Source organism: Aeromonas sp. QDB03, assembly GCF_027707985.1.
Taxonomy (GTDB): Bacteria; Pseudomonadota; Gammaproteobacteria; order Enterobacterales; family Aeromonadaceae; genus Aeromonas; species Aeromonas hydrophila.
This window is the reverse complement of record NZ_JAPCJG010000002.1, coordinates 307,203-329,242: the sequence shown is the minus strand read 5'-3', so window position 1 is coordinate 329,242 and position 22,040 is coordinate 307,203. Positions and strand designations below refer to the sequence as shown.

Below are 22,040 nucleotides of genomic sequence, written 5' to 3'. Positions count from 1 at the left end.
AAGCCTCCCGTTTTTATGGGCGGCATTGATGCGGCTGACGCTGATGTTGATGTTGATGAACAGAGAGGGGATGCTGAAAAGCGAAAACCCGGCGCGAGGCCGGGTTTTCTTGAATGATGGTGGAGGGAGAAGGATTCGAACCTTCGAAGGCAGAGCCGTCAGATTTACAGTCTGATCCCTTTGGCCGCTCGGGAACCCCTCCACGGGGTATTGCCAATTTTGTTCACGACGGGCGCCGTGACTGCACTTGAAATGGTGGAGGGAGAAGGATTCGAACCTTCGAAGGCAGAGCCGTCAGATTTACAGTCTGATCCCTTTGGCCACTCGGGAACCCCTCCACAAGTGCGAGGCGCATACTAACAGATCTGCCGGGGTTGTGAACCCCTTGGCGGGATTTTTCCTGCTTAAAGGATCGTATTTGCGGCCGATAAAGGATGAAACCACCGTTTCCAAGAGTTATCTCATGCTACCCAGCGCCATTCGTGAGCAGTGGCTGGTGGACGAGGCCCAGCTGGGGCAACGTCTCAACCAGGATCTCCAGCACGGAGACAGGGCTGACTTTCGCCTGCATCTGGCCCTGCTGACCGATGCGGTGGAAGAGCAGCCCTGGTTCGATCCCAGGCAGCCAGCAAAGGGTGAAAGCCGGGTCTGGCGCAGCCGCTTTGAGCTGCCGCCAGCCACGCCCTTGCAGGGCAGTGCAAACGATGAAGAGGCCGCTCTGCTCAACGAGCGGCTGCAACAGGGGGGCTCCATGGTGGATGTGCGGCTCTGGTTGGCGCTGCGGTCACCGCCGCTGCTCGGCACCCCGCCGGCGCTGGAGCCCGCCGTCTATGACAACCTCTCGCCACTTGGACGGGAGCGCTGGCAGGGCAAGCTGGCGGATCAGCCCAGACGTGACGATCCCCTGTTGATGCTGCCGATCCTCGATACGCTCAAGGTGGGGGTGGATGCCAGGCTGCACTGGCTCAGTGGTTGCTGAAGGAGACAAACGCCGGTATTCGGGCAGCAAAAAGGCGGGGAGATCCCGCCTTTGTCGTTGTTGACTGTGCCGTGGCGCCGTTTAGGCGTCGGCTTCATCCTCTTGCGGCACTTCCTTGCCAGCCGCTGCGGCGCGACGGGCGATGGGTTTCTCGGTGTGGCGGTTGAGCTGGCGTTCCAGCTTTTGCCCCAGTTCGGTGATGGCGGCGTACAAGTCCTCATGTTCTGCCTGGGCAAACAGCTTGCCGTTGGGGATGCCAGCAGTGGCTTCAACGATGAACATCAGACGCTCTTTGGAGACAATCACATGGGGTGTGATAAGAGGCACCTGAAGACGCTCGAGCTTGTCAAAACGGGATTCAATGCGCTCGCGGATAGCCGGGGTGATGTCGATGATTTTGCTGGTAATTTCGATTTTCATATTGGCCCCCTTCGGGTCGTCTTGCTTGTGTCTTCACCTTCAGATTACTCATGGCTGAACATTAAAATGTGATCTGCGTCACGAACTGTGGCCTTGCTTCCGAGGGGAGGAATAAATTGTGATCTTTTCCCGTTCTGCACCAAAAAGCGCTTGAGCTCCACGAAACTGGCAGGCAGTATGGAGAAACTTGGATCGTTTCTGTCCCTTCGTGGCAGCGCCGCATGTCGACCTCATGTCCGGTTTTCACCGCTTAGTCTCGCATCTTTTGCACTTTCTCCCCGCACCGCCCTTGCCGACGTGCGCGCTGTGAATGTGGGCGCTGCCAAGTCGTCAAGGGCTTGAACGTGGTTGTTGTGGTGTTGGAGTAGTACATGAAACAGCAGGCCACTCAGATGATGTGGTTTTATGATCGGCAACACGCCCAGTGGAGTCTGTCCGATCATGCCTCCTACCAGCTCTGGCAAGGAGAGGGGCCTCACCCCTGGTTCGGGCAATTGGCGGCAGATGACGAGGCCGGCTTTGCCGACTTTCTCGCCAGACTTTACCACTCACTGCAACCGGCCCAGTTCATCGGTCACCTCTGCGAGGAGGGCGGCGAGGTGCGCCACGTGCTCTGGAGCGGCCAGTACGTGCCGGCCCAGCAGATGTGCTGCGGCTGGATTGCGCCGCTCGACACCACCCGCAGCACCCAGCTGCCTGCCGATCTCTCCCAGCAACTGCCGCTGCTGCAAGACCCCTTGTTGACCCAGCTGGCGCAGGCGCTCTCTGCCCGGACCGGGCTTGATTTCTTCAATACCCTGGTCAACCAGCTCGCCCACATCCTGGTGGCGGACGCGGTCTGGCTGGCGGAGCGCACCGGCAGTGGACGGCTCAAGGTGCTGGCCTGCCACGGCATCGACCTCAAGGAGTACGAACTCGACGGCATGCCCTGCCAGCAGGTCTATCTGGCGGGGGAGGCCTGCGTCATTCCGCTGGCGAACGAGCTGCCCTCCTGTGCCGGTTTCAAGGCGGGGCAGGGCTACTACGGCCTGCCGCTGTGTGATCGCAACGGCCAGATCCTGGGTCACCTGGCGCTGCTTTTCTCCGATCAGAGCGCGATCCCCAATCTGGGGTCGGTGCTGACCACCTTCTCCATGCGGATGGTGGCGGAGCTGGAGCGGCTGCAGAGCGATGCCCAGCTGCGCCTGTCTGCCGTGGCGTTTGAAACCCATGAAGGGATCATCATCACCGACCCCGATTTCAAGATTTTGCGGGTCAACCACGCCTTCAGCCAGATCACCGGCTTTGACAGCCAGCGGGTGATCGGCCTGCATCTTGGCAACGATCTCTGGTGCGGGCTGGGGGGGCTTGGCTACGAGCTCGGCACCCTGAGCCGCTGGCAGGGGGAGACCCAACGGCTGCATGCGGACGGCTACCCCTATCCGCAGTGGGAAATAGTCACTCCGGTGCAGGATGACAAGGGGGAGATCAGCCACTTCGTCATCTGTTTCGAGGATATCTCCGAGCGCAAGGAGGCCGAGCGCCGCATCCAGGATCTCGCCTACTATGACGAGCTGACCGGCCTGCCCAATCGCCGCCAGCTGCACGAAACCCTGGCCCACGCCTTTGGCGAGGCGAGTCGCGATTATCTGATCGGCGCCCTGCTGTTCATCGATCTGGATCACTTCAAGACCATCAACGACTCCCTCGGCCACGCCACCGGCGACTGGTTGCTCAAGGAGGTCGCCAGTCGGCTCAAGCGGCTGGTACGGCAGGGGGATTGTCTGGCGCGGCTCGGCGGTGACGAGTTCGTGTTGCTGCTGCCCTCGCTCTCGGCGAGCCCCCCGCAGGCGGAGATGCAGGCCGACCTTATCGCCGAGCGACTCATCAGCGAGATTGCGGCCCCCTACAACCATGCGGGTCAGGTGCTGCACATCGGCGCTAGCGTCGGCATCACCCTCTTCCCCGGCCGGGAGCAGGGGGTGGACGATCTGCTCAAGCAGGCGGACACCGCCATGTATCAGGCCAAGTCGGCCGGTCGCAAGACCCGGCGCTTCTTCGATGCCTCCATGCAGTTGCAGGCGGATCGCCGGCTGCTTATCCACAACGAGCTGCGAAGCGCCCTTAACCAGCAGGAGCTGACCCTCTACTACCAGCCCCAGCACATGGTGGAGGGGGGCGACATCATCGGCGTCGAGGCGCTGATCCGCTGGCAGCCGCCCGGCCGGGCCCTGGTGTCGCCCGCCGAGTTCATTCCCATCGCCGAGGAGACGGACCTTATCGTCGACATCGGTAACTGGGTATTGTACGAGGCCTGCGCCCAGTACGTGCGCTGGGAGGAGAACGGCATTCACATCCCTCAGCTGTCGGTCAACGTCAGTGCCAAGCAGTTTCACGCCACCGACTTCGTCGACCGGATCCACGACGTGCTGGCCTCCACCGGCATGGATCCCGCCAGCCTGAATCTGGAGATCACCGAATCCGTGGTGCTGGGTCATGCGGAAGACACCATCAGCAAGATGAGCGAGCTCAAGGCGCTCGGCATCAGCTTTGCCATCGATGACTTCGGTGCCGGTTACTCATCGCTGAGCTACCTCAAGCGGCTGCCGGCGGACGAGCTCAAGATCGACCGCTCCTTCATCCAGGACATCCCGCGCGATGGCGACAACATGGCCATCGTCGAGGCGGTGATCGCCATGGCGCGCCACATGGGCTTCAACGTGACGGCGGAAGGGGTGGAGTCGCGTCAGCAGCTGGAGTTTCTGCAGGCCCAGGGCTGCCACTTCTACCAGGGCTACCTGGCCTCCAAGCCGCTGCCGGTGCCCTATCTGGAGCGCTACGTGCAGCGCCTTGCCCGCAGCGAAAGCCCGCTGGCCGGGGGTAAAAATAGTCTCGCCGGCGAGCTGTAGCCCCTCGGGTTAACGGGTAGAATGAGGGAATATGACACCACCGCCAACGGGCGGTGGCATTGCCTCTCAATGGAGACGTCTCTCGTGAAAGCCGTGCAGGGAATCATTTTATCGGCGCTGTGCGTGCCGGGGCTGCTGACGCAGGTTGCGGCGCAGACTCTGGAACAATCTCTCTATCGCCAGGCTTATGACGCGGTGCGGGCCGACGATCAGGCCCGTTTTCAGCAAATTCGTGCCCGTTTGACCCATTATCCGCTGTTGCCCTATCTCGATTACTACCAGCTGGCCTTTCGGCCCGGGGCGGCGGAGTATGACGACGTGACCCGCTTCATCCGCGAGCACGGCGACACCCCCCAATCCAACCGGCTGGAGCGCAGCTACCTTACCTATCTGGCCCAGAGCCAGCAATGGTCCCAGTTCCTGCGCTTCTATCCGGCCAAGCCGAACTCCACCGATCTGCTCTGCATGCACTATCAGGCGCGCTACTACACCGGTCAGCAGAGCCAGGCACTGCAGGAGGCGGGCAAGCTCTGGCTGAGCGGCCAGTCCCGCCCCGATGCCTGCGATCCCCTGTTCCAGCTCTGGCAACAGGCCGGCTTGCGCACCCAGGAGAAGACCTGGACCCGCATGACCTTGGCCTTCGAGGCGGAGAACCCGAACCTCATCCGCCACCTCGGCGCCCAGCTCGGCAGCGGCATGAAGGCGTACGGGGATCAGATGATTACCCTGTTCGAGCAGCCCGCCAAGGCGATGAACACGGCCTATTTCACTACCGCCGCGCCCTCCAAAAAGTTGCTGCTGCTGGGCTTGGCCCGCTATGCCAACCAGCAGCCGGAAGCGGTGCTGGGGCAGCTCGGCTATCTGCGCTCGCGTTTTGCGCTGAGTGCGGCCGAACTCAAACCGGTGGAGCGGGCGGTAGCCAGACGGCTGCTGCTGGATCGCTCAACCGCCCAGCGCAACTGGCTGGATGCTACCGTGGTGCGCCAGGCCGACCCGGATCTGCTGGAGCTGCGGGCCCGGCTCGCCATCTGGGAGCAGGACTGGAAAGGGCTCTCCGGCTGGGTCAAGCGGATGCCCATGGCCCTGCAGAAGGAGGATCGCTGGCGCTACTGGCTGGCGCGCTCGCTGGAGGTGCAGGGCCAGCAGAAACCGGCGCGGGATCTCTATCTGGAGACCGCCAATCTGCGTGGCTTCTACGGCTTCATGGCGGCGCAGCGCAGCGGCGTGCCCTATCGGATGAAGAATCAGAGCGTGGCGAAGAAGGTGCCGGACTGGCGCACCGCCAGCAGCCGCTGGCCCTTCCTGCTGCGGGTGCGCGAGTTGCTCGACATGAACGAGATCACGGCGGCGCGGGCGGAGTGGATCCACAACATGGATCGCAATCCGGTGGCCCAGCGCCTCGAGTTCGGCCACATCGCCCTCAACCAGGGCTGGCATGAACTGGCCATTCTGGCCAGCATCCGGGCCGAGGCCTGGGATGCCCTCGATTTACGCTTCCCGCTGCCGCTCAAGCACACCTTCTCCCAGATGGCGCAGGAGCGGACCATGAACACCAGCCTGCTCTACGCCATTTCCCGGCAGGAGAGCGCGCTCTACCCGCTGGCACAGTCGCCGGTCGGGGCGAGGGGATTGATGCAGCTGATGCCGACCACCGCCAAGGAGACGGCCAGCAAGCTGGGAGTGCCCTATCGCAACGAGCAGCAGCTGTTTGATCCCGCCATGAACATCCGCCTTGGCAGCGCCTATCTCAAGCGGCTGCTGGATGTGTACGACGGCAACCGGATCCTGGCGGCGGCGGCCTACAACGCCGGCCCCGGCCGGGTCAAACGCTGGCGCGATCAGAGTGCGGACAAGCCGATGGATGTCTGGGTCGAGAGCATCCCCTACAAGGAGACGCGCAACTATGTGCAGAACGTGCTGTCGTTCGATCTCATCTATCAGCACAAGCTGCAGCAGCCGCTGCGCTTCATGTCCGATCGCGAGCTGAGTCACGCTTATTGAGACGGCTGCCGCCCTGGCGGCAGCCGGATTCCCATTCCCTCCCCAAAATGGTTATTATCCCATAAGGTTTTGTTACAAAAGGAAACCTGCCAGGTGATCGGGCGCCATCTCTTGGTCTGGCAGGTTCGTTATAATCGCCCGTTCAACACAGACAGGCTCCCCCAACAAAGGAATTGATAGTGGCAACGATTAAAGACGTTTCCCGGTTGGCTAATGTGTCCATTTCAACTGTGTCGCGAGTCATCAACAACACGGCGCAGGTGGCACCAGAAAAGCGTGAGGCCGTCATGGCGGCCATGAAGGAACTCAATTTTCGTCCCAACAGCTTTGCCCAGGCGCTGGTCAGCAAGCGCTCCAACTGCATCGGTGTGCTGGTGGGGGATCTGTGTGGTGGCCCCTTCTTCGCCCAGATGATGCGCGGCATCGAGAGCGTGGTGGACAAGGCGGACAAGTTCACCATCGTCATGTCCGGCAACCACGACGAGGTGCGCGAGCGCCACGCCATCCAGGCGCTGCTGCAGCGCCAGTGCGATGCGCTGATCCTGCACAGCAAGGCGCTGCCCGACGAGGAGCTGAGCGAGCTGGTGGCGGGCAGCACCCCGGTGGTCTTCATCAATCGCCAGGTGCCGGGCGCCGAAGATCGCTGCGTCTGGCTGGACAACCAGGCCGGCATCACCACCGCCTGCCAGCACCTGCTGGATGCGGGCCATCGCAAGATTGCCTTCGTCACCTCGGACGATGAAGAGTTCGTCGATGGCCAGCAGCGGATGGCGGGGTATCATCACGCCCTGCAGCGGGCCGGCATCGCGCTTGATCCTGCCCTCATCGGCCGCGCCTTCGCCGACGAGAACGGCGGTTACGTGGCGATGGGCGAGCTGCTGGATCGGGGGGTTGAGTTTACCGCCGTGCTCGGTTTCAACGACGCCATGGTGGCGGGGGCCATCTCCTGTCTGCTGGAGCGGGGATACAAGATCCCGCAGCAGATCTCGGTGGTGGGTTTCGATGACATTCCCTATGCCCGCTACATCTATCCCAAGCTCACCACGGTGCGCTACCCCATCGAGGAGATGGGCGGCCGGGCTGCCGAGCTGGCGCTGAGCCTGCTGGATCACAAACCGGCCGAGGGGCTGGAGCTCAAGTTCGAGGCCGAGCTGGTCAGACGGGAATCCGTCGCCTGAGTGGCCGACATTGGCCCTGAATGGGCCAATGTCGCTCCCCTGTTTTGCGGAAAAATTGAAAGCGTTTTCAGAAATCCTTTTCAACTGTGATCCGCTTCAAAGCTTTTTGGACTGCCTGCCACTAGCATAGGCCCCACGAATTAGGAGCCTGCGCTCCCGATTTTCCCGCTGTGGGAGGTAACTGGTTAATCCAGCTATTTCCTTCGTTACTTTCGACGGTCATCATGGATGGCCGTTTTTTTTTGCCAGGATTTTGTCATGACAACAGAGAGTGAATACCAGACGGGGATCGTGGGCGCTGGCTGGCTGGGGTTGCCGCTGGCCCGGGCGCTGCAGGCCGAGGGCCGCGAGGTGGCGGTGACGGTCAGCTCGGCCCAGAAAGCCGCACAGCTGACGGCAGGGGGGTTGCAGGCCTGGCCACTGCAACTGGGCACCGGGCTGACCGCCCTGCCGTTTCGCTGCAGTGAGCTGGTTATCTGCGTGCCGCCGAGCAAGGTCGAGGATTACCCGGCCGCCATCGGGCGGGTGGCCGAACTGGCGCAGACCGCCGGCGTGCAGCGGCTGCTGTTCGTGAGTGCCACTTCGGTCTGGGCGCCGGGGCAGGGGGAGGATGAACACCCCATGCCTGCCCACGAGCGCGGGATGCGGATGCTGGCCGCCGAGCAGGCGGCGATGGGGGCCGGTATTCCCTGTGCCATGGTGCTGCGCCCGGCCGGGCTGTACGGGCCACAGCGCCATCCCGGTCGCTTCCTGGCGGGCAAGACCCTGGAAGGGGGCGGTCAGGCGGTGAACCTGGTGCATCTGGATGACGTGGTAGCCGCCTGTCAGCTGTTGCTGGCACAGGGAAAGGATGGGGATGCCTACAACCTGAGTGCGCCGGTGCACCCGCGCCGGGAGCAGTTCTACCCCTTTGCCGCACGTCAGCTGGGCCTGCCAGTCCCGGTCTTTATCGAGCCGGCGGGCCGGTTTGTCCCCGTCGAGGGGCTGCTCATCTGCGAGCAGCTCGGTTTTGTCTATCGCTGGCCCGACCCGGCGCACTGGTTTGCCGAGCTGGCGGCCCGGGGTCACTGAGTATCCCGCCCGGTGCTATAGAGCGGGGAGCGAGGTGGGGTACAGGTGGCTCCAATGGTGTGGTGCGGCGGGCAATTGAGGTTTGCCAAGGGGGGGCTCGCCCCCTATCATGCCGCCATCCATACAGAGAGAGCGGTAAAGATGGTAGATACAAGACGTCACCCCGATGGGGAACTGTTGCTGAGAACCCTGGCAATGCCAGCCGATACCAACCCCAATGGCGATATCTTCGGGGGCTGGATCATGTCCCAGATGGATATAGGTGGGGGCATCATGGCCAAGGAGCTGGCAAAAGGACGTATTTGTACCGTATCCGTCGAGGGCATGACCTTTCACAGCCCGGTCAAGGTGGGCGACGTGGTGTGCTGTTACGGGCGCTGCCTGAAGATCGGTCGCAGCTCCATGCGGCTGAAGCTGGAGGTGTGGGTCAAGCCGGTGCTGCGTGAAAACGAGGCCCAGCGCTACTGCGTGACCGAAGGGATCTTCACCTATGTCGCCATCGACGAACAGGGAAAATCCCGTCCGGTACCGGTCTGATCTGGCTCAGATAAGCCGGGCGTTGATGATGGATATTTCCTGCTCAAACCCGGTTTTTTGCCGTATCATGCGTTCCAGCATCTCTTCCGAGCCGACGCACTGCTGGGTGTCGAACAGGCAGAGATCGCACTGGGGATCCCGTCTGATCTGATAGACGGTGGAAAGCTCCACTTGATGACAATTTCCTTGTTGATCATAAAATGTCACGCGGTACTGGTGCTGTCTCGCCATCGTTGAATTCCTTCTGGAGGAGCCGGGCCGGACACGAGCTATCAGCCTAGTCGGCAGCGATGACATTTGTGATGGTCAGGACACAATGCAGAGGCAGGTGGTTGTTAGCCAATGAAAAATAGTTATCGCATTCTGGGTACGTCGCTGCTGACGTTGGGACTGGTCGGCTGTTTCGAGGTGCCGGATCAGGATCACCTGGTCACGGCGCAGGGCATCATTCCCGGCGCCAACTGCCAGAAGCCGCCGCTGGTGGCACTGGCCTCCACCGCCTTGCCACGCGAGTTCGGCATTACCGTCTGGAATCTCTACAAGGGTCAGCGTAAAAACTGGCGCGAGGGGCTGGACGAGTATGCCAAATCCCAGGATCTGGTACTGCTGCAGGAGTCGGCGACCCGCCCCGACATGCTGGAATGGCTGAAGGCCGGTGATTTCCAGTGGCAGCAATTGCAAGCCTTTACCCAGGGCGGTGTCTCCTTCGGCGTGATGACGGTCGCCAAGACGCCACAGGCGTTCGTGTGCGGTGTGCGCTCCCCCGAGCCGCTGCTGCGCATCCCCAAATCCGGTCTGGTCAGCCTCTACCCCTTGCAGGGGGATCCTGACGGCGTGCTGGTGGTGAACCTGCATGCGGTGAATTTCGAGCTGGGGATGGCGACCTTTCGCGAGCAGCTCAACGATCTGACCGCCCTCATCCATCGCCATCAGGGCCCGGTCATTCTGGCCGGGGATTTCAACACCTGGAGCGACAAGCGCGAATTCTGGCTGAACAAGCTGGTGGGCGAACTGGGGCTGCAGGAGGCGATCCCGGTGCCGGATCTGCGCCGGACCGCCTTCGGCCGACCGCTCGATCACCTCTACTACCGCAACCTGGACCTGGTGGAAGTGAGCAGCCCGGCGACCGATGCCTCGGATCACAACCCCATCATGGCCCGTTTTGCGGCTCAGGCCATCACTCCCTGAATCCGTACAGGCCACCAGGGTGGCCTGTGCCAGATAAAAAAATACCCCGCTTTTGGCGGGGTATTTTTTTATGCAGTGATGAACGATCAGCTGTTGTTCTTCACGAACAGGGTCAGCTCCTGACCCGGCTTGAGGTAATCGCTCTTGCCCAGCTGGTTCCAGCGCATCACATCCATCACGGCAACCTGAAAACGGGCGGCGATGGAGGAGAGGGAATCACCGCGGCGTACCTGATAGACCATGGACTTGTTGCTGCTCTTGCCCTGCTTGGGCCAGACCACCAGCTTCATGCCAGGCTTCAAGGCCGACTTGGCATTGAGACCATTCCACTTGGCCAGCTCGTCATGGGTGACCCCGTGCGCCTGGCTGATGCTCCACAGATTGTCACCGGCACGCACCTTGTACTGGATCTTGCCGGCACTGCGGCTGGCGAGCTGCTGTGGCTTGCTCTGGGCACTCTGACTGACCGCCGGCTTGCTGCCGCTGGTCGGGATCATCAGGGTCTGGCCACGGCGCAGGTGGTTGCCACTCAGGTTGTTGGCCAGCTTGAGCTGCTGCACGCTCACCCCGTGATTCTGGGCGATGCGGGAGAGGGTGTCGCCGCTGGTGACCTGATAGGAGCGGGTGCGGATGCGCTCGCTCTGGGGCAGATCGGCCAGGGCCAGCTCCAGGGTATCGGCATACTCGACCGGTACCAGCAGGCGATAGGGCCCCTTGGGTGAGGTCGACCAGCGCGTCAGGGCCGGATTGACCTCTTTCAGCTGAGCCGGACGCAGGCCTGCCAGCTGGGCTGCCACGTTCAGATCGATCTGGCCGCCGGTGTTGACCACCCGCAGCTGAGGCTTGTTGGCCAGTACCGGCAGGGTGACATTGTACTTGTCCGCATTGCGGATCATGTCGGCCATGGCCAGGATCTTGGGCACATACATCCGGGTTTCGCGGGGCAGATCGAGTGACCAGTAGTCGGTTGGTCGGCCTGCCTTCTGATTGCGGGTGATGGCGTTGCGCACCCGTCCTTCACCGGCATTGTAAGCCGCCAGCGTCTGCAGCCAGTCGCCGTCGAAGAAACGGTTCAGGTACTCCAGATAATCCAGCGCGGCATTGGTGGAGGCCAGTACATCGCGGCGGCCGTCGTACCAGTTGTCGTGGCGCAGGCCGAAGTTCTTGCCGGTCGCAGGAACGAACTGCCACAGACCCACCGCATTGCTGCGGGAACGGGCGTGGGGATCGAACATGCTCTCGATCATGGGGATGGTAATAAGCTCCATTGGCAGCTCACGCCGTTCGATTTCCTCTACCATCAGATACAGGTAGGGCTCAGCCCGGCTGGCAATGGTCGCCAGATGCTTATCATTGCGCAACAACCAATCACGCTGCTGGCGGACACGGTCGTTCTCCTGCGGATCAAACTGCATATCATCGCTGATACGCACCCACAGGTTATCGGTGTCATCCAGTTCGTCGATCTGTTCGTCTCCGAACAGGAAGCGCGCCGAATGTTTTTTATACGCTTTTTTGTTGACTTGGGGGGACTTGATCGGCTCGATTGCCGTTAGCGCCCGGTCATCCTGATGGCTCAGGTTTTGGCAGCCGCTGAGAAACAGCGCCGCCAATAAGGCCGTTCGTACCTTCATCTCGCTCAGGTCATCTTTAGGAAAAACAGCTCGCATCATAAGGGGCAATGGCCCCCTGATCAAGGTTTGTTCAAAAAACGTCCTTCCAGGATCGCAGCACGGTGAAGGTATCCTCTGGATTTTCCAAGCATTTTAAGGCGTGTTTCTCAGCAGAAAATTTCACGGAATCCTGTTCGCATCGCAGAAAAACGTTGAACTCCCGCTCATCCCCCAGCCGTGAGGGCAGACTCGGCAGACCCTGCTGGCGCAGCTTGCTGATCAGTCCAATCCGCTGCTGGATCGCCTGGTTGTCCGGCTCGACCGCGTAGGCGAAACGCAGGTTGGAGAGGGTGTACTCATGGGCACAATAAATGAGGGTATCGTCGGGCAGGGTGGCGAGTCGCTGCAATGAGGCGTGCATCTGGGCCGGGGTACCTTCGAACAGGCGGCCGCAACCGGCACTGAAGAGGGTATCGCCACAAAACAGCATGCCATGGCCGTAATAGGCGATGTGGCCATGGGTATGGCCGGGCACATGGATCACCTCGAGACTCAGCCCATGCCAGTTGATCTGATCCCCGTCATCGAGCCACTGGCCGTGATGAGCAGGCATAGGGTCAAGTTTGGGGCCATAGAGTCTGGCGTGGGGAAAGTGGCCGAGCAGGGCGGTGACGCCTCCCACATGATCGTGGTGGTGATGGGTCAGCAGGATCGCGTCGAGCTGCAGCTCCAGTGCAGCCAGTCGCTCCAGCACGGGTTCGGCATCGCCCGGGTCGACGACCAGGCAGTGATTTTCGTGTCGGATCAACCAGATGTAGTTGTCGTTAAAGGCAGGAACTGTGATCACTGGATACATGAGTCTGCTTCTCTTTATGGAGGGTATCTTATATAACTGGATGGCGTTCGAACCCCAAGTTGAGCCCTATTATGCAGGTGGCACGTACCGAACAACAAATCGAGATCCCGACCAGCTGGTCGGCACTGCCCATGGGGGACTGGGTAGCGGCCGAGATCCAGGAACGGCTCGACAGCTGGTGTCCACATCTGTTTGGTTATCATCTGCTTAAAGTCGGGGCACTGAGCGCCGAACTCTCCTGCGGCTGCTCTTCCATTCGCCACCAGATAGGGGTCGCCCCCAGCGGCAGATTGCTGGATCTCAAGGGCGACCCACTGGCCTTGCCGGTGCGCACCGGCAGCGTGGATGCCTGCCTGCTGGCCCACTGTCTCGACTTTTCACCCGACCCGCATCAGGTGCTGCGCGAGGCGGAGCGGGTGCTGACCGACGATGGATGGCTTATCGTCAGCGGCTACAATCCGCTCAGCCTGGTCGGTATCGGCCACTGCCTGCCTTTCCTGCGTCAACATCTGCCCTGGTCGGCCCGCATGTTCACTCCGGCGCGGGTCACCGACTGGCTGCAGCTGCTCGGGTGTGAAGTGATGTTTGACGAGCGCTTTGGCTACTCGTTCATGGGCAAGCAGAGCCGAATAGGCTGGTGGCGGGAGAGTGTGGGGCGGGATTATTGCAGGCCGTTTGCGTCCGTTTACGTGATAGCGGCGCGCAAGCGGCGCTTTCCGTTGACGCCGGTACGCCGCCGCTGGCGCTTGCCCGAGTCGATTGCGACGCCGGGCATGGCGCGTCAGGGTTGGTAGCCGGTATCCTCGGCCAGCTGTTTGCCGCTGGCGGCCTCGCGGGCCAGCTCGTCACAGCGTTCGTTTTCCGGGTGACCGGAGTGCCCCTTGACCCAGAGCCATTCGATCTGATGGCGCGCCACTTCCGCATCCAATGCCTGCCAGAGATCGACGTTCTTGACCGGCTGGCGGCTGGCTGTCACCCATCCTTTCTTCTTCCAGCCGATGATCCACTGGGTGATCCCCTGGCGCACATACTGGCTGTCGGTGGTGAGTCTGACCTGGCAGGGCTCGTTCAGGGTGCGCAGCCCCATGATGGCGGCCATCAGCTCCATCCGGTTGTTGGTGGTGAGGCGAAAACCGGCGGCGAGCTCCTTGCGGTGCTTGCCATAGACCATGACGGCACCATAGCCGCCAGGGCCCGGGTTGCCGAGACAGGAACCATCCGTATACAAATCGATCTTTTTTAGCATGAGTCTTGGGGTAAACTAGCGGGTAAAGCCGAAGTTTGACATAGATTGGATCATGAACACACCCCAACTGAATCGCCAGATCATTCTGGATACTGAAACCACAGGTATGAACACCGCCGGTGGCCCCGTCTATCTGGGACACCGCATCATCGAGATCGGCTGTGTGGAGGTGATCAACCGCAAGCTGACCGGTAACCACTTCCATGTCTACATCAAGCCGGATCGGCTGGTGGACCCCGAGGCCATCCAGGTTCACGGCATCACCGACGAGTTCCTGCGTGACAAGCCGTCGTTCAGCCAGATCGCCGACGAGTTCATCGAGTTCATCCGCGGTGCCGAGCTGATTGCCCACAACGCGCCGTTTGACGTGAGCTTCATGGACTATGAGTTCGGCAAGCTCGGCCTCAATTTCAAGACTGCCGACATCTGCGGTATCACGGATACTCTGGCGATGGCGCGGGACCTGTTCCCCGGCAAGCGCAACAACCTCGACGTGCTGTGCGATCGCTACGGCATCGACAACTCGCACCGTACCCTGCACGGGGCTTTGCTCGATGCGGAGATCCTGGCGGACGTCTACCTGCTGATGACGGGTGGCCAGACCAAGTTGAATCTGGCTACCGAGAGCAGTGAGAATGAGAGCAACCAGGACACCAGCATCCGCCGGCTGGAGAGCAATCGCCCACCGCTCAAGGTGATCCGTGCCAGCGCCGAGATTGAGGCGGTGCACGAGGCGCGGCTGGATCTGGTGCAGAAAAAGGGAGGAGCCTGCCTGTGGCGGCAATGAGCAAGCTATGGGGCGGCCTGCTGTTATTGGCCTCGCTGACGGCCTCGGCCAACGAGGTGTTTGCCCCCTCCGACATTCCCCTGCTCGACAATCGCTTTCGCATTGATTACGGGGTGAAAGAGATCACCTTCATCGTGACGCGCAAGCCGGGCACCCCGTCGGTGATCCTGGTGCGTCCGGACGGCAGCAAGCTCTATGTGGGCAAGGTGACGCCCCCCGATGTGGGCTGGCTGGCGCTCAAGGATCAGGATCTCATCACCATCCGTGATCCCATGCCAGGCCCCTGGCAGGCCATCGGCGAGGTGGACCCGGACAACCGGGTGCGCCTGCTGTCGAACATCAGGCTGGAAACCGATCAACTGCCGACCCAGCTCTATCAGGGGGAAAGGGTCAAGCTCAAGTCCTGGCTGCTGATCGACGATGCACCGCCCAAGGCGGGCTATTACCTCACCGACCTTGGCATGACGGTGCGATTGCAGCGTTTCAACGACGCCAAGCAGGAGGATGAGCCCATCGTTAACGAAGTGCTCGGCCACTATCGTGACGATGGCAAGGGGCTCGACGAGGTGCCGGGTGACGGCATCATGACCGCCGAGGCGGTGCTGGATGTGGCTGCGGGAAAATACCGGGCCATGTATAGCACGGGCAATCAGGTGTTCTCCCGCGCTCGCTATCAGGACGTGCTGATCTACCCGTTGCCGGTCAACTATACCCTGGCGCCTCCCTCGCAGGAGTTTGGCGCCAAGCTCTCCTTCCTGATCGATGCCGATGAGCTGGATCCGGCCTCCGTGGTAATTGAAGGTAAGGCGACCAACACGGTGGGAGCCAGCATGGCGTTCAATGCGGTGGCGACCGAACCCCGGGTGGAAGTGGATCTCTCCGCCATCAAGGAGGTCGGCCAGTATGAGGTGAACGCCACCCTGTTTGGCACGACCCGGCTGGGCCGCGAGATCCAGGTCACGCTGCCGGTGAAATCGTTCAATATCTTCCCGGTGCTTGCGGCTGAGCCATCGGCGGCCTCTGCGGCTTCTGAAACCTCGGCGGCAGTGCCCAACCAGGTGAAATTCGAGGAAAAACAGAGCAGCGGCTGGCTGATCTGGCTGTTGGGTGGAGTCGGCATCCTGCTGGTCTTGCTGGGCGGCATCGGTTTCATCTTGCTGCAAAAGCGGCGGGCACTGAAAAAAGCGATGGCGGCGCAGAAGGCCGAGAGCGAAAGCGCCAAGCCGGAAGCCAAACTGGATCTGAACCTGCCCGAACAATAACCGGGCAACCGCATGAAAAAGCCGCCCATCACGGCGGCTTTGTTATTCATGGGCAGACGGGTTAGCTACAACCTTTCAGCATCAATGTTCCCCGACGTAGATGTCCTTGTGTTGATCGCGGATCTCGAGGAATTTGTCGAGGTTGGCCAGCATCAATTCTACCAACTGGGGATCGAAGTGCTGACCTTTCTCTTCCTGGATCAGCGCCAGTACCTTGTCCAGCGGCCAGGCCTTCTTGTAGCAGCGATCCGAGCCGAGCGCATCAAACACATCGGCCAGCGCCACCACCCGCCCTTCCAACGGAATGGCATCACCCTTGAGGCCACGGGGATAGCCGCTGCCATTCCACTTTTCATGGTGGTTGCCGGCGATGGTCGCGCCAATCTGGAACAGCGCCAGATCGCTGCCGGAGAGCATGTCTTGTCCCAGCTGGGCGTGGGTCTTCATGATCTCCCACTCCTCGGGGGTCAGCTTGCCCGGTTTGTGGAGGATGGCATCCGGGATGCCCACCTTGCCGATGTCGTGCAGCGGGGAGGCGCGTTTGATGAGCTCGCTCTGCTCCTCGCTCATGCCAAGCAGCTGGCAGAACAGTTCGGTGTAGAGGGCGACCCGTTTCACGTGCAGGCCGGACTCCTTGGAGCGGGTCTCCACCAGCTCGCCGATCCGATAGATGATCTCGCGCTGGTTGTCGGCGATGACCTCGTTGAGCCGGATGTTCTCCAGCGCCACTATGATGTTTTCGGTAAACAGGCTGAGCAGCCCCATGTCCATCTGGCTGAGCTGACGAGTGGTCTCGATATGAAACAGCAGGTGATGACGGGGGTTCTGGCAGTAGAGCACCATCTGGTTGCCATCATAGACGTTGGCACGATTGGCCATGGCCTGGCGCAGAATAGAGGGGGCATCCGCCAGTCGCAGTGACGGGTGGCCCGGCAGCAGGGGCTCCAGAATTTGATCCCGCACTTCGTAGGCGAACTGCTTCACGTCGTAGATTTGCGACTCTTCCAGGCTGAGCAGGGCCCCGAGCTGTTCCTGAGCGCCTTCGACAAACTGGCGCAGCGCCCGTTTCTCGAAGATCCCCTTGGAGGCCTCAATGACTTTTTCCAGTCCCTGGCGATTGCTCTCCAGCGTGCGAATATCGCGATATGAACGCAGGCTGGCCCGCAGCAGGGTGCGCAGCTTCTGGGAGGTGAGCTCGGTCTTGTCCTTGTAGTCGTTGATGTCGTAGTTGGTGACCACGTCATCTTCCGGGGCCTGACCGGGTTGGCCGGTGCGCAGTACGATGCGCACCATCTTGTTTTGCAGATCCTCGCGCACGAATTTGACCACATCGAGGCCGGCGTGATCGACCTCCATGACCACGTCCAGCAGCAGCAGTGCTACGTCCGGGGTCTTGGCGAGCAACTCCCTGGCCTGGGCGGCTGAATAAGCATGCAAAAATTCAATGGGTCTATTATCGAATTCAAACTTGCTCAGGGTGATCTTGGTGATGCGATGAACCTCGGGTTCATCGTCCACAATCATCACCTTCCATCCAGCCTGCTGGTCATCGAGAAGGGGCAGATCGTCATCGTCAATAATCAGGATTTGGTCATCCATCATGCAATCCTGTTTGGGATCCTGTGCTTACATTAACTGCTTCACTAAGGATAGGAAACTTATTGAGAAATAAAATTTGATCTGTGAAATCTCTTTGTCGTCATCCTGTTCCGGCCCCCTAAAAAACGCCTCCACATGGGAGGCGTTTGACTATCTATGTGTCTGTCAGGCGGCTCTGTGATAGGCCGATGGCTCGAACAGCGCTTTGTTGGCCACCAGGTCGATGGGATCAAAATCATCGACGTTGATGGTGCGCAGGCGGCTCTCTTCGGCGCGGCGCAGCAGGTCCGCTTCGGTCTGGTTGAGAACTCCCTGCGCTAGGCCGATCTCTGCCACCTTGTCCAGTTGCATAAACGGACGCTTGATGCCGTCAGCCTTGCATACTTTCTCAAACAGCGGCTCGGCAGAGAGCACGTCGTCCAGCGCCTGCTCCAGCAGGCCGAAGGGGTTGCCCTCTTCGCGGGTGAGATACTGCCCCTGGGCCAGACGGCTGCGGGCTTCACTCGGAGTTTGCAGCAGGCGGGCGACCTGGCTGTCCAGCTTGTCGCTCGGGCGCTTCAGGTCGCGACCCAGCGGCAGCACGATGACGCGCAGAGCCAAGCCAATCCAGCGATTCGGGAAGTTGCGCAGCAATTCGTCGATAGCTTCCTGCGCCTTGAACAGGGCATCTTGCAGTGCCCAGTGCAGCAGCGGCAGGTCGGCGTGCTGACGACCCTCATCCTGATAGCGCTTGAGGGCACTGGAGGCCAGATAGAGCTGGCTCAGCACGTCGCCAAGACGGGCGGAGACCCGCTCCTTGCGCTTGAGCTCGCCCCCCAGGGTGCCCATCGCCATGTCTGACAGGAAGGCCAGGTTGGCAGAGAGGCGGGAGAGCTGCTGGTAGTAGCCCTTGGTCTGATCCTTGAACGGCGCGGCGGCGAAGCGGGCTCCGGTTAACCCTAAGCAGAAGCTGCGCACCAGATTGCTGATGGCAAAGCCGACGTGGCTGAACATCGCCTTGTCGAAGTCCTTGAGGGCCTGTTCCTGATCCGGGTGGCTGGCGGCCAGCATCTCCGGCAGCACGTACGGGTGGCAGCGGATGGCGCCCTGACCGTAGATGATCATGCTGCGGGTCAGGATGTTGGCCCCTTCTACCGTGACGGCGATGGGGGCACCCTGATAGCCGCGGGCCAGATAGTTGTTGGGGCCCATGCAGATGGCCTTGCCACCGTGGATGTCCATAGCATCGATGATGCACTTCTGGGCGCGGTCGGTGAGGTGATATTTGACGATGGCAGAGATGACCGAGGGTTTCTCGCCCAGGTCGATGCCGGTCACGGTCAGGTTGGCGGCGGCCCCCATGATGTAGGCGTTGCCACCGAGACGGGCCAGCGGCTCTTCAATCCCTTCCATCTTGCCGATAGGCAGCTTGAACTGGCGACGGATACGGCTGTAGGCGCCGGTCGCCAAGGCCAGCATCTTGACGCCGCCGGTGCTGTTGGAGGGCAGAGTGATGCCGCGTCCGACCGACAGACACTCCACCAGCATGCGCCAGCCCTGGCCAGCCATGGCCGGGCCGCCGATGATGAAGTCGAGCGGGACGAACACGTCCTTGCCGCGGGTCGGGCCGTTCTGGAACGGCACGTTGAGCGGGAAGTGGCGGCGGCCGATGTCGACTCCCTTGATGTGGGTCGGAATGAGGGCGCAGGTGATGCCAAGCTCTTCTTCGTCACCCAGCAGGTGATCCGGGTCGCGCAGTTTGAAGGCCAGACCCAGCACGGTCGCGATGGGGGCGAGGGTGATGTAACGCTTGTTCCAGGTGAGGCGCATGCCGAGCACCTCTTCTCCTTCCCATTCACCCTTGGCAATGATGCCGAAGTCGGGGATGGAGCCGGCGTCTGAACCCGCTTCGGGACTGGTCAGGGCGAAGCAGGGGATCTCTTTGCCGACCGCCAGACGGGGCAGGTAGTAATTCTTCTGCTCGTCGGTGCCATAGTGTTGCAGCAGCTCACCCGGGCCCAGCGAGTTGGGCACGCCAACGGTGGAGGCGAGCACGGCGCTGGCGCCGCACAGCTTTTGCAGCACGCAGGATTGGGCATAGGCGGAGAATTCCAGCCCGCCATATTTCTTCTTGATGATCATGGCGAAGAACTTGTGGTCCTTCAGGTATTGCCACACTTCGGGAGAGAGGTCGGCTCGCTCGTGGGTCACTTCCCAGTCGTTGACCATGCGGCACACTTCTTCAACCGGACCGTCCATAAACGCCTGTTCTTCGGCAGACAGCGTGCTGACCGGAATGGCGTGCAGCTTCTTCCAGTTCGGGTTGCCGGCAAACAGGTCTGCTTCCCACCAGGTGGTGCCCGCTTCAATGGCCTCTTTCTCGGTGCGGGACATCTCCGGCATGATGGATTTGTAGAGTTTGAACAGCGGCTTGGTCAGCTGGTTGCGACGAAAATCCACCAGGTTGAGGGGGATGGCGATCACGGCAAACAGCGCCCAGACCAGCAGGGGGACGTGGCCATAGAGGGTGCCGACAATCAGGGCTGCCGCAGTGGCAAGCGTGGAGGTGAACAGAGACGCCCGGCGATAAGCCATGGCGCCGATCACCAGGATCACTCCGAGCAGAGTGAGGGTCGTCGTCATTTTTCGCTCCTTGCATGAGTTGCCGAAGTTGGGTGAATATGGTTGAACTGATCCAGAGGTCTGACCTGTTGGATATGGTCCCTGTTGTAATTCATACGCACAAACTTATCAAGCTGTTTACAAGCTTGTTACCTTGGCTCTGTGATCGGCATAACGTCCTGCAGAGGGGCGCGTGACGGGCAGGGGGCGACTCCGGGATTGGCTTGTGCGACAATGGCGCGGCCCATATTTTGGAAGAGACATCATGTACCAAGAACTGATCCGCAATGAATTGACCGAAGCTGCCAGCGTGCTCCAGGCGTTCCTGGCAGATGAGCAAAATCTCAAGGACATCGAAGCGGCCGCCAAGCTGCTCGCTGACTCCTTCAAGCAGGAAGGCAAGGTACTCTCCTGTGGCAACGGTGGTTCCCACTGCGACGCCATGCACTTTGCCGAAGAGCTGACCGGCCGTTATCGCGAGAACCGCCCCGGTTATGCCGGTATCGCCATCTCTGATCCCAGCCACCTCTCCTGTGTGTCCAACGACTTTGGCTATGACTACGTCTTCTCTCGCTACGTAGAGGCAGTCGGCCGTCGCGGTGACGTGCTGCTCGGTATCTCCACCAGCGGCAACTCCGGCAATATCCTGAAAGCCATCGAGGCTGCCCACGCCAAAGGCATGAAGGTGATTGCGCTGACCGGCAAGGACGGCGGCAAGATGGCCGGTCTGGCCGATGTCGAGATCCGGGTGCCGCACTTTGGTTACGCCGACCGCATTCAGGAAGTGCACATCAAGGTGATCCATATCCTGATCCAGCTGGTCGAAAAAGAGATGGCCAAGTAAGGCAGGGGTCTCGAGCCGGGATAGTCGTGCCTTGTCTGGCCGTGTCCCGGCGGGATCTTGCGCAAGCGGCCGGTGTCAGCGCAGGCTGAGCCGGCCGATTGGCAATGAGATGGTCAAGTAAGCAAGGAGCCCGCAGCCTATGTGCGAACTGCTCGGCATGAGTGCCAATGTGCCGACCGATATCTGCTTCAGCTTCACCGGCCTGATGCTGCGCGGCGGCAAGACCGGGCCTCACAAGGATGGCTGGGGCATCACTTTTTACGAAGGGAAAGGCTTTCGTACCTTCAAGGATCCCGAGCCCAGCGCCCAGTCGCCGATTGCCAGGCTGGTGCAGGCGCTGCCCATCAAGAGCCGCGCCGTGGTCAGCCATATTCGGCAGGCCAACCGCGGCTGCGTCTCGCTGGAGAATACCCATCCATTTACCCGCGAGCTATGGGGCCGTTACTGGACCTTTGCCCACAATGGCCAGTTGACGGGTTACAAAGGGTTGGCCACCGGCCGCCATCGACCGGTGGGCGACACCGACAGCGAGCACGCCTTCTGCTGGCTGCTCGATCGGCTGGAACAGAAATATCCCCGACGCCCTGCCAACTTCCCCGCCATGTTTCGCTACCTGGCGACCCTGTGCGACGAGCTGCGCGGCCTGGGGGTATTCAACATGTTGCTGTCGGATGGGGAGTTCGTGATGACCTACTGCAGCAACAACCTCTACTGGCTGACCCGGCGAGCCCCGTTCGGGGAGGCCCGTCTGCTGGATGAAGATGTCGCCATCGACTTTCAGAGCGAGACGACACCGGACGATGTGGTGACCCTGATTGCGACCCGGCCGCTGACCGGTAATGAAGACTGGGTAAAAATGGCGCCGGGCGAGTTCAGTCTGTTTCGGCTGGGTGAGCGGGTTGGTGCCAATCAGCTGATCCAGAGATAAAAAAATACCAGGGTAGAATCCTACCCTGGTTCTTCGCAGCAG

At 61.0% G+C, this 22,040-nt stretch carries 19 protein-coding genes and 2 tRNA genes; 12 read left to right on the top strand and 9 right to left on the bottom strand.

From position 1 onward, the window contains the following. Positions 1-117: 117 nt before the first annotated feature. Together PG900_RS06250 and PG900_RS06245 are read right to left on the bottom strand one after the other, a co-directional pair. Positions 118-202, bottom strand: a tRNA-Tyr gene (locus PG900_RS06250). 51 nt (positions 203-253) lie between these two features. Continuing rightward, positions 254-338: transfer RNA gene (locus PG900_RS06245), tRNA-Tyr, on the bottom strand. Positions 339-463: 125 nt separating this feature from the next. On the opposite strand from PG900_RS06245, the gene PG900_RS06240 reads away from it, so the two are divergent. Next, positions 464-979 carry a VC2046/SO_2500 family protein gene (locus PG900_RS06240; RefSeq protein ID WP_270831093.1) on the top strand — a complete coding sequence of 172 codons (516 nt, stop codon included), beginning with the start codon at positions 464-466 and terminating at the stop codon, positions 977-979. A gap of 81 nt (positions 980-1,060) precedes the next feature. Here the strand turns inward: PG900_RS06240 and hpf are convergent, their stop codons facing one another. Next, complete coding sequence (gene hpf, locus PG900_RS06235; RefSeq protein ID WP_011705453.1) at positions 1,061-1,399, bottom strand: ribosome hibernation-promoting factor, HPF/YfiA family; 339 nt, start codon at positions 1,397-1,399, stop codon at positions 1,061-1,063. A gap of 371 nt (positions 1,400-1,770) precedes the next feature. On the opposite strand from hpf, the gene PG900_RS06230 reads away from it, so the two are divergent. The 5 genes from PG900_RS06230 (at position 1,771) to yciA (ending at position 9,074) form a co-directional block, all read left to right on the top strand. After that, positions 1,771-4,287, top strand: a complete 2,517-nt coding sequence (locus PG900_RS06230) for a putative bifunctional diguanylate cyclase/phosphodiesterase (protein WP_270831092.1) — start codon at positions 1,771-1,773, stop codon at positions 4,285-4,287. An 84-nt stretch (positions 4,288-4,371) separates the two neighbouring features. Further along, a complete protein-coding gene (locus PG900_RS06225) occupies positions 4,372-6,288 on the top strand; it encodes a transglycosylase SLT domain-containing protein (RefSeq protein ID WP_270831091.1) in 1,917 nt (638 codons plus the stop codon). Between the two features lie 179 nt (positions 6,289-6,467). Beyond that, the gene (locus tag PG900_RS06220; RefSeq protein WP_024943788.1) at positions 6,468-7,466 is read left to right on the top strand and encodes a LacI family DNA-binding transcriptional regulator; all 999 of its coding nucleotides are present in this window, start codon (positions 6,468-6,470) and stop codon (positions 7,464-7,466) included. Positions 7,467-7,724: 258 nt separating this feature from the next. Next, the gene (locus tag PG900_RS06215; protein WP_270798517.1) at positions 7,725-8,537 is read left to right on the top strand and encodes an NAD-dependent epimerase/dehydratase family protein; all 813 of its coding nucleotides are present in this window, start codon (positions 7,725-7,727) and stop codon (positions 8,535-8,537) included. Positions 8,538-8,678: 141 nt separating this feature from the next. Beyond that, a complete protein-coding gene (gene yciA / locus PG900_RS06210; protein WP_005299258.1) occupies positions 8,679-9,074 on the top strand; it encodes an acyl-CoA thioester hydrolase YciA in 396 nt (131 codons plus the stop codon). A 6-nt stretch (positions 9,075-9,080) separates the two neighbouring features. Here the strand turns inward: yciA and PG900_RS06205 are convergent, their stop codons facing one another. Then, complete coding sequence (locus PG900_RS06205; protein WP_005299261.1) at positions 9,081-9,305, bottom strand: hypothetical protein; 225 nt, start codon at positions 9,303-9,305, stop codon at positions 9,081-9,083. 111 nt (positions 9,306-9,416) lie between these two features. Between PG900_RS06205 and PG900_RS06200 the strand changes: the two genes are divergently transcribed. Continuing rightward, positions 9,417-10,262 (top strand): endonuclease/exonuclease/phosphatase family protein, encoded by an 846-nt coding sequence (locus PG900_RS06200; protein WP_016350239.1) that lies wholly within the window; start codon positions 9,417-9,419, stop codon positions 10,260-10,262. 86 nt (positions 10,263-10,348) lie between these two features. On the opposite strand, the gene PG900_RS06195 is transcribed toward PG900_RS06200, so the two are convergent. Beyond that, the gene (locus PG900_RS06195; protein ID WP_029303443.1) at positions 10,349-11,896 is read right to left on the bottom strand and encodes a LysM peptidoglycan-binding domain-containing protein; all 1,548 of its coding nucleotides are present in this window, start codon (positions 11,894-11,896) and stop codon (positions 10,349-10,351) included. A gap of 70 nt (positions 11,897-11,966) precedes the next feature. After that, entirely contained in the window at positions 11,967-12,731 is a 765-nt protein-coding gene (gene gloB / locus PG900_RS06190) for a hydroxyacylglutathione hydrolase (protein ID WP_029303442.1), read from the bottom strand. A gap of 71 nt (positions 12,732-12,802) precedes the next feature. Here gloB and PG900_RS06185 point away from each other — a divergent pair, with 71 nt between their 5' ends. Continuing rightward, positions 12,803-13,525, top strand: a complete 723-nt coding sequence (locus PG900_RS06185) for a class I SAM-dependent methyltransferase (protein ID WP_016350242.1) — start codon at positions 12,803-12,805, stop codon at positions 13,523-13,525. Here PG900_RS06185 and rnhA read toward each other — a convergent pair. Further along, positions 13,513-13,977, bottom strand: a complete 465-nt coding sequence (rnhA, locus tag PG900_RS06180; protein ID WP_017409841.1) for a ribonuclease HI — start codon at positions 13,975-13,977, stop codon at positions 13,513-13,515. The genes PG900_RS06185 and rnhA overlap by 13 nt on opposite strands. 52 nt (positions 13,978-14,029) lie before the next feature. Here rnhA and dnaQ point away from each other — a divergent pair, with 52 nt between their 5' ends. Both dnaQ and PG900_RS06170 read left to right on the top strand, forming a co-directional pair. Next, entirely contained in the window at positions 14,030-14,764 is a 735-nt protein-coding gene (dnaQ, locus tag PG900_RS06175) for a DNA polymerase III subunit epsilon (RefSeq protein ID WP_011705465.1), read from the top strand. Then, positions 14,761-16,026: a TIGR03503 family protein gene (locus tag PG900_RS06170; RefSeq protein ID WP_270798511.1), complete on the top strand. Its 1,266-nt coding sequence runs from the start codon at positions 14,761-14,763 to the stop codon at positions 16,024-16,026. Before dnaQ ends, PG900_RS06170 begins: the two co-directional genes overlap by 4 nt. A gap of 81 nt (positions 16,027-16,107) precedes the next feature. Here PG900_RS06170 and PG900_RS06165 read toward each other — a convergent pair whose 3' ends face one another. Together PG900_RS06165 and fadE are read right to left on the bottom strand one after the other, a co-directional pair. Continuing rightward, positions 16,108-17,625 (bottom strand): HD domain-containing phosphohydrolase, encoded by a 1,518-nt coding sequence (locus PG900_RS06165; RefSeq protein WP_011705467.1) that lies wholly within the window; start codon positions 17,623-17,625, stop codon positions 16,108-16,110. 165 nt (positions 17,626-17,790) lie between these two features. Then, complete coding sequence (gene fadE, locus PG900_RS06160; RefSeq protein ID WP_270798508.1) at positions 17,791-20,247, bottom strand: acyl-CoA dehydrogenase FadE; 2,457 nt, start codon at positions 20,245-20,247, stop codon at positions 17,791-17,793. A gap of 244 nt (positions 20,248-20,491) precedes the next feature. On the opposite strand from fadE, the gene lpcA reads away from it, so the two are divergent. Next, positions 20,492-21,070, top strand: a complete 579-nt coding sequence (lpcA, locus tag PG900_RS06155) for a D-sedoheptulose 7-phosphate isomerase (protein WP_011705469.1) — start codon at positions 20,492-20,494, stop codon at positions 21,068-21,070. Positions 21,071-21,209: 139 nt separating this feature from the next. Then, the gene (locus tag PG900_RS06150; RefSeq protein ID WP_270798506.1) at positions 21,210-21,998 is read left to right on the top strand and encodes a class II glutamine amidotransferase; all 789 of its coding nucleotides are present in this window, start codon (positions 21,210-21,212) and stop codon (positions 21,996-21,998) included. Positions 21,999-22,040: the final 42 nt, after the last annotated feature.

What these genes read in the sequence shown, in the direction of transcription:
- yciA (WP_005299258.1), top strand. Translation starts at nt 8,679, where the DNA reads ATGGTAGATACAAGACGTCACCCCGATGGGGAACTGTTGCTGAGAACC.
- gloB (WP_029303442.1), bottom strand. Translation starts at nt 12,731, where the DNA reads ATGTATCCAGTGATCACAGTTCCTGCCTTTAACGACAACTACATCTGG.
- PG900_RS06230 (WP_270831092.1), top strand. Translation starts at nt 1,771, where the DNA reads ATGAAACAGCAGGCCACTCAGATGATGTGGTTTTATGATCGGCAACAC.
- PG900_RS06205 (WP_005299261.1), bottom strand. Translation starts at nt 9,305, where the DNA reads ATGGCGAGACAGCACCAGTACCGCGTGACATTTTATGATCAACAAGGA.
- PG900_RS06150 (WP_270798506.1), top strand. Translation starts at nt 21,210, where the DNA reads ATGTGCGAACTGCTCGGCATGAGTGCCAATGTGCCGACCGATATCTGC.
- PG900_RS06195 (WP_029303443.1), bottom strand. Translation starts at nt 11,896, where the DNA reads ATGAAGGTACGAACGGCCTTATTGGCGGCGCTGTTTCTCAGCGGCTGC.
- PG900_RS06215 (WP_270798517.1), top strand. Translation starts at nt 7,725, where the DNA reads ATGACAACAGAGAGTGAATACCAGACGGGGATCGTGGGCGCTGGCTGG.
- PG900_RS06170 (WP_270798511.1), top strand. Translation starts at nt 14,761, where the DNA reads ATGAGCAAGCTATGGGGCGGCCTGCTGTTATTGGCCTCGCTGACGGCC.
- PG900_RS06240 (WP_270831093.1), top strand. Translation starts at nt 464, where the DNA reads ATGCTACCCAGCGCCATTCGTGAGCAGTGGCTGGTGGACGAGGCCCAG.
- dnaQ (WP_011705465.1), top strand. Translation starts at nt 14,030, where the DNA reads ATGAACACACCCCAACTGAATCGCCAGATCATTCTGGATACTGAAACC.
- lpcA (WP_011705469.1), top strand. Translation starts at nt 20,492, where the DNA reads ATGTACCAAGAACTGATCCGCAATGAATTGACCGAAGCTGCCAGCGTG.
- PG900_RS06165 (WP_011705467.1), bottom strand. Translation starts at nt 17,625, where the DNA reads ATGGATGACCAAATCCTGATTATTGACGATGACGATCTGCCCCTTCTC.
- fadE (WP_270798508.1), bottom strand. Translation starts at nt 20,247, where the DNA reads ATGACGACGACCCTCACTCTGCTCGGAGTGATCCTGGTGATCGGCGCC.
- PG900_RS06185 (WP_016350242.1), top strand. Translation starts at nt 12,803, where the DNA reads ATGCAGGTGGCACGTACCGAACAACAAATCGAGATCCCGACCAGCTGG.
- rnhA (WP_017409841.1), bottom strand. Translation starts at nt 13,977, where the DNA reads ATGCTAAAAAAGATCGATTTGTATACGGATGGTTCCTGTCTCGGCAAC.
- PG900_RS06200 (WP_016350239.1), top strand. Translation starts at nt 9,417, where the DNA reads ATGAAAAATAGTTATCGCATTCTGGGTACGTCGCTGCTGACGTTGGGA.
- hpf (WP_011705453.1), bottom strand. Translation starts at nt 1,399, where the DNA reads ATGAAAATCGAAATTACCAGCAAAATCATCGACATCACCCCGGCTATC.